General features: G+C 45.4%; 16 protein-coding genes. 8 read left to right on the forward strand and 8 right to left on the reverse strand.

The window, feature by feature from the left end; translation table 11 throughout:
- The 3 genes from QUB10_RS18635 to QUB10_RS18645 form a co-directional block, all read right to left on the reverse strand.
- Positions 1–690, reverse strand: a 690-nt coding sequence (locus tag QUB10_RS18635) for an Hsp70 family protein (protein ID WP_333204416.1), incomplete at its 3' end; no start/stop codon positions are given.
- Positions 691–710: 20 nt separating this feature from the next.
- Complete coding sequence (locus QUB10_RS18640) at positions 711–1,493, reverse strand: XRE family transcriptional regulator (RefSeq protein WP_333204419.1); 783 nt, start codon at positions 1,491–1,493, stop codon at positions 711–713.
- A gap of 11 nt (positions 1,494–1,504) precedes the next feature.
- Positions 1,505–1,717 carry a DUF2997 domain-containing protein gene (locus QUB10_RS18645; protein ID WP_333204421.1) on the reverse strand — a complete coding sequence of 71 codons (213 nt, stop codon included), beginning with the start codon at positions 1,715–1,717 and terminating at the stop codon, positions 1,505–1,507.
- 82 nt (positions 1,718–1,799) lie between these two features.
- Here QUB10_RS18645 and QUB10_RS18650 point away from each other — a divergent pair, with 82 nt between their 5' ends.
- Positions 1,800–2,822: a low specificity L-threonine aldolase gene (locus tag QUB10_RS18650; protein ID WP_333204423.1), complete on the forward strand. Its 1,023-nt coding sequence runs from the start codon at positions 1,800–1,802 to the stop codon at positions 2,820–2,822.
- Positions 2,823–3,021: 199 nt separating this feature from the next.
- Here QUB10_RS18650 and QUB10_RS18655 read toward each other — a convergent pair whose 3' ends face one another.
- Both QUB10_RS18655 and QUB10_RS18660 read right to left on the reverse strand, forming a co-directional pair.
- Entirely contained in the window at positions 3,022–3,420 is a 399-nt protein-coding gene (locus QUB10_RS18655; RefSeq protein ID WP_333204424.1) for a DUF4112 domain-containing protein, read from the reverse strand.
- 70 nt (positions 3,421–3,490) lie between these two features.
- Positions 3,491–3,829, reverse strand: coding sequence for a helix-turn-helix domain-containing protein (locus QUB10_RS18660; RefSeq protein WP_333204426.1), 339 nt, complete (start codon positions 3,827–3,829; stop codon positions 3,491–3,493).
- 116 nt (positions 3,830–3,945) lie between these two features.
- Between QUB10_RS18660 and QUB10_RS18665 the strand changes: the two genes are divergently transcribed.
- Positions 3,946–4,644, forward strand: coding sequence for a pirin family protein (locus QUB10_RS18665; RefSeq protein WP_333204428.1), 699 nt, complete (start codon positions 3,946–3,948; stop codon positions 4,642–4,644).
- Positions 4,645–4,723: 79 nt separating this feature from the next.
- Here QUB10_RS18665 and QUB10_RS18670 read toward each other — a convergent pair whose 3' ends face one another.
- Together QUB10_RS18670 and QUB10_RS18675 are read right to left on the reverse strand one after the other, a co-directional pair.
- Positions 4,724–5,176 carry a DUF2442 domain-containing protein gene (locus QUB10_RS18670; protein WP_333204430.1) on the reverse strand — a complete coding sequence of 151 codons (453 nt, stop codon included), beginning with the start codon at positions 5,174–5,176 and terminating at the stop codon, positions 4,724–4,726.
- A 164-nt stretch (positions 5,177–5,340) separates the two neighbouring features.
- The gene (locus QUB10_RS18675; RefSeq protein WP_333204432.1) at positions 5,341–5,610 is read right to left on the reverse strand and encodes a DUF4160 domain-containing protein; all 270 of its coding nucleotides are present in this window, start codon (positions 5,608–5,610) and stop codon (positions 5,341–5,343) included.
- A 523-nt stretch (positions 5,611–6,133) separates the two neighbouring features.
- Here QUB10_RS18675 and QUB10_RS18680 point away from each other — a divergent pair.
- The 3 genes from QUB10_RS18680 (at position 6,134) to QUB10_RS18690 (ending at position 8,908) form a co-directional block, all read left to right on the forward strand.
- Positions 6,134–6,340, forward strand: coding sequence for a hypothetical protein (locus QUB10_RS18680; protein ID WP_333204433.1), 207 nt, complete (start codon positions 6,134–6,136; stop codon positions 6,338–6,340).
- A gap of 166 nt (positions 6,341–6,506) precedes the next feature.
- Positions 6,507–8,150, forward strand: coding sequence for a trypsin-like peptidase domain-containing protein (locus QUB10_RS18685; RefSeq protein ID WP_333204435.1), 1,644 nt, complete (start codon positions 6,507–6,509; stop codon positions 8,148–8,150).
- A 113-nt stretch (positions 8,151–8,263) separates the two neighbouring features.
- On the forward strand, positions 8,264–8,908 hold the full coding sequence (locus tag QUB10_RS18690) for a Uma2 family endonuclease (RefSeq protein WP_333204437.1): 645 nt from the start codon (positions 8,264–8,266) through the stop codon (positions 8,906–8,908).
- A gap of 73 nt (positions 8,909–8,981) precedes the next feature.
- On the opposite strand, the gene QUB10_RS18695 is transcribed toward QUB10_RS18690, so the two are convergent.
- A complete protein-coding gene (locus tag QUB10_RS18695; RefSeq protein WP_332970604.1) occupies positions 8,982–9,179 on the reverse strand; it encodes a helix-turn-helix transcriptional regulator in 198 nt (65 codons plus the stop codon).
- 172 nt (positions 9,180–9,351) lie between these two features.
- Here QUB10_RS18695 and QUB10_RS18700 point away from each other — a divergent pair, with 172 nt between their 5' ends.
- The 3 genes from QUB10_RS18700 (at position 9,352) to QUB10_RS18710 (ending at position 12,943) form a co-directional block, all read left to right on the forward strand.
- The gene (locus QUB10_RS18700) at positions 9,352–9,561 is read left to right on the forward strand and encodes a hypothetical protein (protein WP_332999805.1); all 210 of its coding nucleotides are present in this window, start codon (positions 9,352–9,354) and stop codon (positions 9,559–9,561) included.
- A gap of 323 nt (positions 9,562–9,884) precedes the next feature.
- Positions 9,885–11,102 carry a transposase gene (locus tag QUB10_RS18705; RefSeq protein WP_333204439.1) on the forward strand — a complete coding sequence of 406 codons (1,218 nt, stop codon included), beginning with the start codon at positions 9,885–9,887 and terminating at the stop codon, positions 11,100–11,102.
- Positions 11,103–11,566: 464 nt separating this feature from the next.
- Positions 11,567–12,943: a tyrosine-type recombinase/integrase gene (locus QUB10_RS18710; RefSeq protein WP_333204441.1), complete on the forward strand. Its 1,377-nt coding sequence runs from the start codon at positions 11,567–11,569 to the stop codon at positions 12,941–12,943.
- The last annotated feature ends 429 nt before the right edge of the window (positions 12,944–13,372 follow it).

A 13,372-nucleotide genomic window follows, 5' to 3' on the forward strand; every position in this document is an offset into this window, starting at 1 on the left:
GGAAGCGAGATTTTTCTCCCCCTGGCTAAGGGGGGAAGCGAGATTTCTCCCCCCCTTGGTAAGGGGGGGTAAGGGGGGGGTTAGAGCAGTGCGAACTAAACTTAAATCTAAAGTTCCGCCGCCAAAATCAACTACTAAAACTAGAGAGCCGGGGCGTTGTACTGCATATCCCAGGGCGGCGGCTGTGGATTCATCTATTACCTGAACTTCCGCAACTCCCAAACTTTCTCCTAAGTCGCGGAACCAATCTAGATATCGCTCAAATGCTCCAACTGGGACTGTAAAAATTACTTTGTCGGGCTGTATATTTTGTAAATATAATTGTTTCCAAATACTTGTGATAAACTGTTCTGCTACTGATTCTGGTGTGTAGGTTTCGCTGTCGATATTGCGGGGCGGCGGTTGAAAGTCGGCAGCTAAATTGCGTTTAAAAGCTTTGAAAAAACGGTCTGGCTGGGATTGTCCCAAGCGCTGCGATCGCACTTTTTCTCCCAACACCAACTCTCCGGCATTCTTCACAAATACTAAAGTCGGCACTACAGAGATTTCTCGCACCTCTCCGCCCGAATTATTCGTTTTAAAAATCCGGGATATCTCGCCCAATCTCAAAGTTTCTGGTGTTTGCGTATCCGGGTTAAGAATGCAGACAACCGTGTTGCTGGTACCGAAGTCAATGGCAACTGTAGTCATGTTGATTTAAAATTTAAAATTTAATTTTTCATTCCCGCTGGAAGGGTGCGACTAACTTTAGCAGGAGTAAGAATTCGCTCTCCCTCTCGATAGCCGACAAACCGAACATAAACTAATTCTCCTTCGGTTATGTCCTCAACATCCGGCTGGTGCAACTGCGGATTGTAAGGAGTTTGTTCCCACGCAGAACCGATTGTTTGAAAATCCCAGCTTGATAACAGGTTTTCTAAGGGAGTAAACAAAGCTGAGAGATTTTTGGCGGGCATATCCGGCTTGGCTTCAGCCATTTTGCGGGCGGCGGGATAGTTGGTTAACAAAGTTTGCAACTGTTCAAAGGTAGCACGGCGAAAATCGGCAGTTAGTTGAGCTTTTTGCTGCTGCAATTCTGATCGCAGCCGGAAACACTGCTGCCTCAATTCTTCTATTTCGCTGTGTTCAGTTGTGATTGTAGCCGACATTGGTAGCGCGCTCAAAGTACGATCGAACTCTTGAAAATTCAAATTCAGCACTGTTGCCAGCCGCCTCAGTTGGTCTAGGGTGAGTTTTCCCACGTCTCCCTGCCGCACTAAGCGCACCCCAAAGCGACTTAAGCCTGCTTTTTCGCCTAAATCTTGCCAATCGAGAATGTCTAGCTGATTCATGCGTTCCCGCAGAATTGTATCGTACTTAAACTCGATCGCATCTCCCGCCTCAGATGCAGCATAAACGTAGACTAAAATTAGAAAAATGCCCCCGATAGCTAGCGCGAAGCTGAAGGCAGGCACTGTTGTTACATCAACTGTTGCACCGAGGATCTCAAACATCTTTAACTCTTCTAAACTTGTTTTAAAGTCTGCGCTTGTTCAACGATCAAATTTTCTTCGCCTTGGTAGTATTCTGGCAGCAAGTCTTGAGATTCTACTTTTCCGAGGGCTTTTTCAATTCCGGCGGTGGTTTCGGTGCAACTAGAACCGGTGGCGTTGAGGACGGTTTCGGTAATTTTGCCGTCTTTGCCGATGCGGTATTCTATTTGGCGGTATTCTGCCATAATTCTGCCTCTTGGTTTAATGCTTGAGTGTTGACTGTTGAGTGTTGAGTTATATTATAGATTCTATTTACCAATTATTCTAATGAATTTTTGTAGCGACAATGCAACCGGGGTTTCGCCGGAGATTATGGCGGCGATTGCAGCGGCTAATTGCGGTGCTGTGATGTCTTACGGAGATGATGAATATACACAGCGTTTGCAAGTTAAATTTTCGGATTTGTTCGAGACATCGGTGACTGTTTTTCCGGTAGCAACTGGTTCTGCTGCTAATTCTCTGGCCCTTGCGGTTATGACTCCTCCTTACGGGGCGGTTTACTGTCACGCGGAATCTCATATTAATCTAGATGAATGCGGCGCGCCGGAGTTTTTTACAGGCGGTGCAAAGTTAGTGACACTAACAGGAAATCATGGTAAAATAGAGGCAGAGACTTTAGGAAAAATACTCGATCGCGCTGGTGCAGGTGTCGTCCATCACGTACAGCCCGCAGCCGTCAGCGTCACTCAAGCAACGGAAGCCGGCACAGTCTACAATCCAGCGGAAATTTCCCACATTTCCGAAGTGGTTCGCAGCCACAATTTGCACCTGCACATGGATGGAGCTCGCTTTGCCAATGCTGTTGTCAGTTTGGGCTGTTCTCCGGCGGATGTCACTTGGCGGGCTGGTGTGGATATTCTCTCGTTTGGATCGACAAAAAACGGCGCGATGGGTGCAGAAGCTGTGGTTTTTTTTCATCAAGAATTAGCAAAGACTTTCCCTTTTTACCGCAAGCGCAGCGGGCATCTATTCTCGAAAATGCGGTTTTTGTCGGCACAGTTGGAAGCGTATATAACGGATGATTTGTGGCTGAAGAATGCGGCTCATGCCAATAACATGGCAGCCAAATTAGCCGCAGGTTTGGCGGGAGTTGAGGGAGCGAAGTTTTGCCATCGGGTTGAAGCCAACGAGATTTTTATTCAACTTCCAGAATCTGTAATTACATCGGTTTTAGCTGAGGGTTTTCAGTTTTATCGGTGGGATGAATGTACTGTTAGACTGGTAACGGCTTTTAATACTTTGGAAGCGGATGTTATTGCTTTCGTGGAAGCGGTTAAACGAAATCAGTAATTCTTTCGTAAAGCCGGGTTTTACGAATAATATCTGACGAGTACCAACAATCTAGATAAACCCGCCACCACAACAGATAACCCACATCAACATTAAATTTGGCTCGAATGCGGAAAATCTACATTCTGATTTTTCGTTTGATGGGGGCGGGCTTGAGAGATTGCTGGTTATTTACAATTATTGTTTGTGAAACCCGTACCTACAATTTAATAGATTGAGGAACAGGTTCGGCAACTGCGGCTAGTCCGGGTTCAACTTCTTCGAGATGTGCTTCTAAAAGCGCCAGGTTTCTCATGTTTGATTTATAAAAAGCATCGAAGATATCTCCGACTAAAGGTACTGAACCCACCACGGCTTCTAGACCGATGTTGTAAACCATTTTCCCTAGAGTTTTTTGGGGAATGTTGAATCGAGTTGCTAAATAAATTAGGTAGGCGGAAAACGCGGTATCTACGATATCCCCAGCACCCGGAACTAAACCGATAATGGGGTCTAAACCAATGCGAAATTTGGTGCCGGGGATGCCAATGGCGGTATCCATCAGGCGGCTGAGTTTGCGGATGCGGTTGAGGGTGGCGAGACGCTCTATGTTGTTCATATTATTATTCTTGAACTAGGTTGAAAATTTGAAATCTGTCGGAAGACGGAAAAAACTATCTAGAAACCGCTCATTTTCCATCTTCGCTAATATGCTGAATTCCCCATTCGTGCATGGCATTAATAATCGGTTTGAGACTTTCGCCCAAAGGCGTTAGCGAATATTCAACTTTTGGCGGCACTTGCAGGTAAATTTCCCGGTGCACAATCCCGTCTGATTCCATTTCCCGCAGTTGCTGCGTCAGCATCTTCTGAGTAATGCCGTTGACAGCTCGTTGCAGCTCGTTAAAACGCTTCACTCCTTGAAACAACTCCCGCAGAATCAAGACTTTCCAGCGCCCGCCAATCACCTCTAGAGTGCGTTCTACAGGGCAATTTGCTCGATCGACCTTTACTTCTTGGACTTGCATAGTATCCTTTTGGTAACTACCCTACTTTTAAGTGCGTACTATCCATAATAGCTTGACTCGGTTTAAAATAAAAACATCAAAGAAATACCCGATAAATTTCACTGAGGATTCAGAAAATGATTACCGTCAGAAAAAGTGAAGCAAGAGGACACGCTAATCACGGTTGGCTAGACAGTTACCACACATTTTCTTTTGCAGGCTATTACGATCCAAATTATATGAATTTTCGCTCTTTGCGCGTAATTAATGAGGATGTCGTTAGCCCCGGCAGAGGTTTCGGCACTCACGGGCACAGCGACATGGAAATCATTACTTATGTATTAGAAGGAGCATTAGAACACAAGGATAGTTTGGGTACTGGTGCAGTGATTAAACCGGGTGAAGTGCAGCGGATGACTGCAGGTACAGGTATCCAGCACAGCGAGTTCAATAACTCCCAAACAGACCCGGTTCATTTGCTGCAAATCTGGCTGTTACCCGATACAAAAGGCTTGCAGCCGAGTTACGAGCAACGGGATTTTCCCCTAGCCCAAAGGCGCGGAAAACTGCGCTTAGTGGCGGCACGAGATGCGAGAGATGGTGCGGTGAAAGTGCATCAAGATGTGGATTTGTATGCGGCTGTTTTGGATAAAGACTCGCGGGTTTCTCATGCTTTGCAGCCGAATCGCCATGCTTGGGTGCAAGTGGCTCGCGGCTCGGTTTTGCTCAACGGTTTGACTTTAGAAAATGGCGACGCTGCGGCGGTTAGTGGCGAGTCTGAGGTGGTGATTGAAGCTACGGCAGATGCTGAATTGTTGCTGTTTGATTTAGCATAAAATTGAATGCGAAATCCCCGATTTATTGGAAAAGTCGGGGATTTAATTAGGTGGCATCTGCTGACAGCTTAAAAGGATTTCAAGAATTAACAGAAATATTCTTTTTAGGTCGTCCGCCTTTCTTGCCATTTTGCCGTGCTGCTGCTGATTTAGAGCTTGAAGTTACCTTTCCTCCTTTCCGACCTAATTCAGCCATCCAAGATTTCGTCCCAAAAATACCTGCTACAAGTTCGGGAATCCCAAAATCAACATCTAAACTTTCCCAGTGTACGCTGCTACCGGAAGGGGGTAGCCAAACATCAGCCAACTGTTCTGGTGAAGCATCTTCTAAGCCTTGTGCAAGCCTCGGAGGAAAAGAAAAAATAGCAGCGTTTTTCAGTTTGATAACTATTAAATCTTCCGAGTGATTATAGTGCACGGATTCGGCACGGGGTTCAGTAGCCTCAGCGGTTTTCCATGCTTGCTTGGCTTGGGCTATTTGCTCTCGGAGATTTTCCTCTGTTAACTCTTTGTCCCAGTTTCTAAATACCATGTATTCCTCTTTTGTTACTTGCGACCTTAAATATTCTCAAACTTTTGTCCCGTATGGATTCTGTCTTTCCGGTAAGGAAAGACAGAATCCCTCATAAATTTAAGGCGGAACTACTGATTTTACAGTAGCTTCAGATGGGTCAACAAATTTTATTTTTTCCAGAGTCATTGATGTATTTCTTGCCATTTGCTTAATAACATTTCTTGATTATTTGCTACTAATATAAGAGCGATCACTAGATCTTTATCCTTTATTCTATCGTGTGCGTAAACTAAGCTAGGAGCTTGGGTTTCAGTGCCAATATTAATTTTGATTTCCATGTGGTTCTTATCATTTTTTCTACCTTTGAAGATGTGCACGTGAGCTGGAATATGGTCGTTAGTATAAATATATATAAATAGATTGTTCTGGCGGTCTTCAAGAACTTTGGGCATGAGACGCTGTTCTCCAACGTGAGGGTTTGCAGGACTTATGCACAGCCTGCCTGTAGTAGGGGCAATCGCCCTCGTTGTTTCCCCTATTTTTTGGATTGTGGCATAAGCCCTAATTGCATAATAACCCAAGCGTTGGGTTTTGTCAAGTGATGCATTCTACTAATACTTCTGCGTAGGGTGCGTCAGGACGCAGTTAACAAAATTTTAGAAAATCATTAACCCTGACGCACCTTTTGCTGTGCGGTGCGTCAGCATTTAAACTCTCAATTATTTACAAAAAACTCTAACTGACGCACCCTACTAATACTTCTGCGTAGGGTGCGTCAGCGCGAAGCTAACAATCTGGTAAAAAATCATCAATCCTGACGCACCTTTTGCTGTTGCCTGGGATTGTCTTCAGCGGACTGTGAAGAACATGATACTTAATCATGGGTTACTACTTAGGAAATAAGTAAATAGGAGGAAGAAAGTAAATTTTATTTGTGATATTTTTCCTAAAGGTAAGTCTTTAGGATAAATTTTTATGCAACAAAACCCGATCGCCAGAAAGCATCTTGTTTGGAGCCTCATCACTGGTTTTGCAGTCGGCGCGATCGCGGGCGCACCCCTCGGCTGGATGGCTAATGGGTCTTTTTCCGACCAGCGTTCGGCTCAAAGTATCCTTTGCCGAGAAAAGAATAGAGATCAGCCAGTTGCTATTGTTGAGGCTAGGTGCGGTTCCCGATTCTAAATTTTTCTGCTAGCCAGAGGGCGGTGTCAAATATTGTGAGGCTTGTGCGAATGTCGAAAGTTCGATATCGTCGCGCAGGCGTTTTGGCGTTGTCAACCGTAAATATGCCACAAACCGGATAACTTTTCCGTCAGTTGATATGTGGGTATGTTAAATTGACACAATAATGAATTACAGCAGAACTATTCCGGCTATTTTGAGTGCTACGATCGCCCTGAGTTCGATCGCCCTCATCCCACTCACATCACCTCAAATCGCCCTCGCATTAACCGCCGACAAAGTTAAAACCGTTGCCCAACAAATTACTGTTCGCATCCAGGGGGCAAAAGGCGGTTCAGGAGTAATTTTAGAGAAACAGGGCAGCACATACTATATTCTCACAAACTGGCACGTTGTCGATAAAGCCGGCGATTACGAGGTAGTAACTCCCGACGGCAAAGCTCACTCTGTATACTATAGCCTCGTGCGGCGAATGCCCGGTGCGGATTTGGCGATCGTACCTTTCAGCAGCACTCAAAGCTACCCTCTGGCTCAATTAGCCAATTCCGCAGCAACTAAGGGAAACAAGGCTTATGTGGCTGGCTGGCCGATATCCGGCGGTTCTTTGAGACAGCCGATTTTCCTCGCCACGGAAGGTCAGCTTACCGGCCGCCAAACTCCCTGGAACGGCTATACTTTGGTATACAACAACTTAGTGAGAGCGGGAATGAGTGGCGGGCCGGTGCTCGATGATGCAGGCCGAGTTGTCGCAATTAACGGCATTGTCAGGTTAGAAGAAAATTCCGATAAAATTGTGGCGGCGGGAATAGAAATTAATACTTTCATGAAATGGCGATCGACTATTTCGCTGCCAGTAGTTCCCCAATCTCCTACTGCCGGAAACCCAAAAACTCCGGCGAATAATGCGCCCCGCACGCCCGCAAGTGCGATCGCCTTTGCCGCTACAAATACCCTCAAAGGGCCTTCCGAAGTTGTCAGTTCCCTTGCCCTTGCTTCAGCTTATTTTACCACAGGAAATAGCAACGGCACTATCTCAGTTTGGAATTTTCCCAGCGGGCAATTAAAAACTACCCTGCAAGGTCACACGGAAGCCGTAAACGCACTGGCCGCGAGTGCGGATGGCAAGGTGTTAGCTAGCGGCAGCGACGACAAAACTGTGAAAATTTGGAATTTAGAAACTGGCGCGGTTGTACGCACTTTGAGCGGGCATTCCAATGCTGTTTCGAGCGTTGCCGTTAGTCCTGATGGTCAATTTGTAGCCAGTGGCAGTTGGGACAAAACGATTAAGATTTGGAATGGGAAAACGGGGGAATTGCTGCGGACTTTGACCGGGCATTCTGGGTTGGTGAATGCTGTTGTTATCAGTCCTGACAACAAAATTTTAGCTAGTGGCAGCAAAGACGGTTCAATTAGGTTGTGGAATTTAGCTAGCGGTCAAGCAATTCGCACGATTAGCGGCAAAAACTTGGCTGTTTTGTCGCTAGCTTTTACTCCAGACGGCAAGAGTTTAGCTGCGGGAAATAGCAATGGTACAATCGGTTTGTGGAATGCCGGAAACGGGCTGTTAATTCGGCGTTTGAGCGGGCATACTGACGGCGTTTGGTCGGTGGCATTCAGTCGGGATGGCACTACTCTGGTTACTGGGAGTTGGGATAAGAGTGTGAGACTTTGGGATGTGCGATCGGGGGATTTGAGAGGTACTTTGAGTGGTCATGCTGGCTATGTTAGCGCTGTGGCTATTAGTGCAGATGGCAAGACTATTGTTAGTGCTGGTTGGTTGGGGGAAATTAAGATTTGGAAACGGAGTTAAGATTTTTTTTATTTAACCGCAGAGGGCGCAGAGGGCGCAGAGGAAGAGTAGAGAGAACAGGGTTTGCATTTGATTGAGTGGTGTTATACGATCGAGATATTTGGGATAAAAAAATGAGTGGACTAAAGACTAAATTGCCCACTGATATCTGGGTAGCAGCAACCTGGGAAGAATTCATCGCGATGGCAGATGACCCAGCTTACAGTAAAGCCAAATGCTATTACCGCAACGGACAAATGAGGATTGAAACTATGTCTGTAGGGCCTGATCATTCACGAGATAATGCGATCGCACTCTTGGCAATTAATCTATTTTGTACTATCAAAGGTATTTCTGTTAACGGATTAAATAAATGTAGCTACCGGAAAACAGAAGTCCGAGAGTGTCAGCCAGACCTATCTTACTACATTGGAGAAAGAGCGCAATTAGCACCGAGGGGAAGTTCGATCGCAAGTCTTGACGTTACCCCACCGCCAGATTTGGTCATAGAAGTTGCTGATTCCACTTTGGCTGATGATATTGGTGAAAAACGGTTGCTTTACGAAGAGTTAAAAGTCGCTGAATATTGGGTAGTAGACGTGCAGAAATCTCAAATTATTGCCTTTGCTATTATTGCTGATAATGGCAGTCGGCGGCTTGTGCGATCGGAAGTTTTGCCGGGATTAACTATTGCTGTCTTGGAAGAGGCTTTGCAGCGGAGTCGCACTGAAAATCAAGCACAGGTAGGGGCTTGGTTGTTGGCTCAATTTCAGCAGTAATCCAAATAGAAAGCGATCGCCCTCTCTGCAAAAAAGCGCGATTGTCCAACCTACTCGATCTTAAGTGCCCAAGCTACACTACTAAATCTTCGATCGAGAATTTCAATAAGTCGCACAGGGCTTTCATCTGTGCTGGGTATAGCTTGGGGACGTGTCTGTCGGTTTCCCAGTTGATGACTGTGGATTCCACCACATTACACGCTCTTGCCACTTGTATTCGAGTCAAACCTAGACTTTCACGTCTTTCTCTTAGCTTTTGCCCCAGCGTCATTATCTATCCCGTACTTAGTTCAGTTGATTCTATTTATTCAGTTGACTATATGTAGTTCGTGTCATAACCTAGATATAGACACAAAGTCTAACAAAGGTCAAAAGCCAGTCCGCGCCCTAGACAAGCATTGAACTGGCTTTTGCTCCAACACTGAATGGAGACAAACTTAATTATGCCCTACAAACAGCGCCTTAACAGGTGGTTGGTTGTTCGCCTGCTTCCCAATATGCAGCGAATCACTGTGGCCCACTTTTTCAGGCATTCCGATGCTGACGGCTATCTGCGGATCGTCCGGCAGTTAATCCCCAAGGCTCAATTTGTGATTGTTTTTAATGCCGATATCAACCTAGAAACAGCGCCTAACAACATCGAAGGCAGCTAGTTGAGGGTTCGGTTACGCACGGACTCTACTGGTAGGGTGCGTCAGGTGGTAGCGATTCGATGTACATCGGCTAATCATTTCCGCGCGCCGCACCCTACTACCTAGCATTTTGCTTCAACTAGACAGCAGGAGTCCCGCGCTCTACCGCAGGGCGTGAGCGTCGGAAGGAATGCGCGTGAGTGAAGAGATCCACCCCTGACCAAAACCGACAATCTTTAGATGTTGGAAGGGAAGGGGTGGTCGAAGAACGAACAGATTCCTGATCCTGCCCCTTGTTTTTACTATCTTCACGAGATACAATAATACCAAAGTTCGTGAAAATAATGTCCCAAGTAATCACCGCCAAGCTAAAACTAAAACTGACTGCCGAGCAAAAAGCTTTGGTGTCTCAGACTGCTTTAGCCTACCGAGATGCCTTGAATTACACTTCACAAGTTGCTTTTGATGCAGGCAAAACCAGCAATGGTGCTAAGTTACAGAAAGCGGTCTACAACGAATTGCGGGTTCGATTTGGGCTGGGAGCGCAAATGGCTTGCAATGTACCCAGACAAGTGTCTGGAACCTATAAGACTCTGTGGACTAAGGTAAAACAATCTAACGATGCTATTGCTAAAGGCTACACGAAGAGACGGTATAAAGGGCTAGACAAAGCCCCCAAATATATATCTCGAACTTGTACCCTAAATTATCAACGTGACTACTCTTTTAAAGCCGAGAGGCAAGTGAGTATCATCACTCTCCAAGGTCGAATAGTGGTCTCGTATGATGGTTACAATAAGCATTTAGATTTAATTGCTAATGGTGCCAGGATTGGAGCGGCTAAAATTGTCTATCAGCGTTCCTCCAAGATATACTATCTGATGGTAAGTATCGAAATAGAAACGCCTAAGATTGACCCACTGAAAATAACTAGAGTCTCTGGTGTTGACGTGGGTATGCGCTACTTAGCGGTGGAAATAGACTTGCAAAATAAGGCTAAATTCTACTCAGGGAAGAATGCTAGACATAAAGCTAACCGCTACCATAAAGCACGGATGACTCTTCAGCGTAAAGACACTCGTTCAGCGAAGCGAAGACTAATCGCTTTGTCTGGGAAAGAAAGACGGTTTATCGCTGATGTAAACCACCTGATCAGTAAGGATATTGCCAAACCTAACACCCTAATTGGACTAGAAAACCTCACCGGAATACGGGACAGGACTAGGAGGAAATCGGGCAGGAAGGCAAGCAAAAAGAGACGTAGAGCTAATCGAAATAAAGCTAAATGGTCTTATGCCGAATTGCACGGGTATATCGACTACAAAGCCAATCTAAATGGTTCGTTAGCAACTAAAGTTCCGGCTCATGACACATCGAAAAGTTGTCCTAAATGTGGACATAGTTCGGATGCTAATAGACCAAACAAAGGACTATTGTTTCGATGCGAATGTTGTAGTCATGAGTTACACGCTGATTTGGTTGGTGCGCGAAATATTGCAATGAGAGCGTTGCTTGTCCGGCAAGACTGGATGAGCACTCTTGAGCTTGTCAGCATCCCCTGATGTATCGAGCGGTGAAACCAAAACCCAAATCCTACAAAGGTTTTCGGAATTGCGGTGGAGTTCAGATACAAGCCCACATCTCCGGCGGTACTCCGCTTGATGCTGGGTAGTTGACAGTCCGATCGACACTTATGATAGATTTGGTTATTGCCAGACTACACTGGAAGACAAAATCAAATTAAAAATTTCGCCATAAATTCGATCGACCCGCCGATCGGGCGGCACTCTCCACTTCGTGGAACAGGCGTCCCGCCTGTGGTTGGCAAAGTAAATCTAAAATCTAAAACCTAAAATCGCGTGACTTCTGGCAAATGATTGAAGTAGAACACTTAAGCAAAATGTCTACTAACCATGCTATATTAGTTCTGTGCCTTCGGTCACGTTATGCACATAGTTCGATTAACGGGCTATTGCTAGAAACTTGATAGAAGGCTAAAACCCTTACAGAACCTTGAAAAACCAATATGTACGCTAAATCACAATCCATCCCTGAGACAATCAAAGTGCAGTCTGATAACGGTTCACTCCGGTTGCAGTTCAGCACCAAGTACAATCCTATTTTTGGGGGGAAGCGCAAACATCAGGGCTTAGGGATGAAGGACACACCGGACAACTGGCAAAAGGCGATCGCAATTGCCTACCGGATCGAAGGTGATTTACAGCATCCTGACTGGCAACAGTTGTTTGACCCCAGTTTTGCTAAGTACGGTTTAAAGACCAAGTACGCTGCTGAACTAAAACTAGCAGCACCCATACCAGAGCCTGAACCGGAGATGACGGTAGGGGCAATGTGGGAGGATTACTTGGAATGGAAGCAACCACAGTTACAGCCCACAACGTTTAAGTTCAGATTTCAAATTTCATTTACCAACATACTTAAAGGTTTGGTTTGGGATGACAAGACAAAGTTATTTGTCGATACTCATAGTGGTATCTGGGATCTGCCGTTATGTCCGAGCCTTAGTGAGTCTTTGTTTACAGGTAAAATGCACCCTGCAAGCAAAAAAAACCTGTTATTTGCGCTTACCGAGGCCTTTGTCAGGCTACAGTCTCAGGGTAAAACCAAGCTAAACATCAATCCCTTTATAATGCCAGCTAGCATTATAAAAAACAAAACCGATAAGTACAAATCACAAGTCAGTGCAGATGGTACGGTTGATTTACGATGGTGGGATAAGTCTGATACTGAAACCGATCCAGAGGAACGCGATAGACGTGCCTTTACCAGGGAAGAACGCGACATAATCATTAAGGCATTCTATGAGTCCGATAAGCCTGCTACCCGTCACGCGGCGCCTTTAGTTGAGTTTCTGTTCTTAACTGGTTGTCGTAGCGGGGAAGCGTTCGCGCTTGAATGGAAGGACGTTTTTTTGGGGCGGGACAAAGAGTATATTCGGTTCAATAAATCCTATAACGGTAAACTGAAAAACACTCAGACTACTAAAACGGGAACAATTCGACTGTTTAAAATCTATCCGAAGCTTAACGAACTATTGTTGCGTATCAAGCCTGACAATACTAAACCAACTGATTTAGTTTTTGTAAATACACGCGGTGGCGCATATAACTCAGGCAATCTTGGCATCCTTTGGAACGGCAAGTGTGAAACCAACAAAAATGGTATTGAGAGTAAAAAAGATGGTGTACTGACCCGGTTAGTTGATGTCGGGAAAATTAGCTTTTACCTCGCTCCCTACCATACCCGTCACACATTTATTACCCTAATGGCCAATGCTGGCACAAACCTGCTACTACTAGCTACTGCCTGCGGTAACAGTGTTGAGGTAATACAACGGCATTACCTAGGGATTGATACAACAGTCAATTTCCCCGATATCTAACCCCTACTAACCTACTAACCTACTAACCGCCCCCATAAAGGGCGGTTTTTTATTGGCTATTTTTGCCTTGCCTGTTTGTGTCTCTGCCTGTATTTTCTGGAATAGCCGCCTAACATAGGCGGCTATTCGTAAAAATGAAGATGGAGTAGCAGTGAACCTAATATCAAATATTCACTTGTGTCACGTGAGTGACAGTAAGTAGTCCCGTTCTGTTGGCAACAAAACTTAACAGTTGCAGTATTGACACTTTAGCCTGAATGCTGCGATCGTCAAAAGTAAGAGAAAGCAACACAGCCACCGGGTTGCACCCCGATGACTGCTGTTTTCTCAATTGGTTCAATCAATTGAGAATATTATTATGTCACAACAGTCCGCTTCACGTACCCCACGATCGACTTCTCTTAAGTATTCGTGGGACGCACCCCTTGC

The sequence above is a fragment of the Microcoleus sp. B5-D4 genome (genome assembly GCF_036705145.1).
Classification (GTDB): Bacteria; Cyanobacteriota; Cyanobacteriia; order Cyanobacteriales; family Microcoleaceae; genus Microcoleus.

Bases quoted from the DNA above. Each gene is read 5' to 3' on its own strand.
- QUB10_RS18685 (WP_333204435.1), top strand. From the start codon at position 6,507: ATGAATTACAGCAGAACTATTCCGGCTATTTTGAGTGCTACGATCGCC.
- QUB10_RS18645 (WP_333204421.1), bottom strand. From the start codon at position 1,717: ATGGCAGAATACCGCCAAATAGAATACCGCATCGGCAAAGACGGCAAA.
- QUB10_RS18690 (WP_333204437.1), top strand. From the start codon at position 8,264: ATGAGTGGACTAAAGACTAAATTGCCCACTGATATCTGGGTAGCAGCA.
- QUB10_RS18705 (WP_333204439.1), top strand. From the start codon at position 9,885: ATGTCCCAAGTAATCACCGCCAAGCTAAAACTAAAACTGACTGCCGAG.
- QUB10_RS18675 (WP_333204432.1), bottom strand. From the start codon at position 5,610: ATGCCCAAAGTTCTTGAAGACCGCCAGAACAATCTATTTATATATATT.
- QUB10_RS18700 (WP_332999805.1), top strand. From the start codon at position 9,352: ATGCCCTACAAACAGCGCCTTAACAGGTGGTTGGTTGTTCGCCTGCTT.
- QUB10_RS18650 (WP_333204423.1), top strand. From the start codon at position 1,800: ATGAATTTTTGTAGCGACAATGCAACCGGGGTTTCGCCGGAGATTATG.
- QUB10_RS18660 (WP_333204426.1), bottom strand. From the start codon at position 3,829: ATGCAAGTCCAAGAAGTAAAGGTCGATCGAGCAAATTGCCCTGTAGAA.
- QUB10_RS18655 (WP_333204424.1), bottom strand. From the start codon at position 3,420: ATGAACAACATAGAGCGTCTCGCCACCCTCAACCGCATCCGCAAACTC.
- QUB10_RS18680 (WP_333204433.1), top strand. From the start codon at position 6,134: ATGCAACAAAACCCGATCGCCAGAAAGCATCTTGTTTGGAGCCTCATC.
- QUB10_RS18695 (WP_332970604.1), bottom strand. From the start codon at position 9,179: ATGACGCTGGGGCAAAAGCTAAGAGAAAGACGTGAAAGTCTAGGTTTG.
- QUB10_RS18710 (WP_333204441.1), top strand. From the start codon at position 11,567: ATGTACGCTAAATCACAATCCATCCCTGAGACAATCAAAGTGCAGTCT.
- QUB10_RS18640 (WP_333204419.1), bottom strand. From the start codon at position 1,493: ATGTTTGAGATCCTCGGTGCAACAGTTGATGTAACAACAGTGCCTGCC.
- QUB10_RS18670 (WP_333204430.1), bottom strand. From the start codon at position 5,176: ATGGTATTTAGAAACTGGGACAAAGAGTTAACAGAGGAAAATCTCCGA.
- QUB10_RS18665 (WP_333204428.1), top strand. From the start codon at position 3,946: ATGATTACCGTCAGAAAAAGTGAAGCAAGAGGACACGCTAATCACGGT.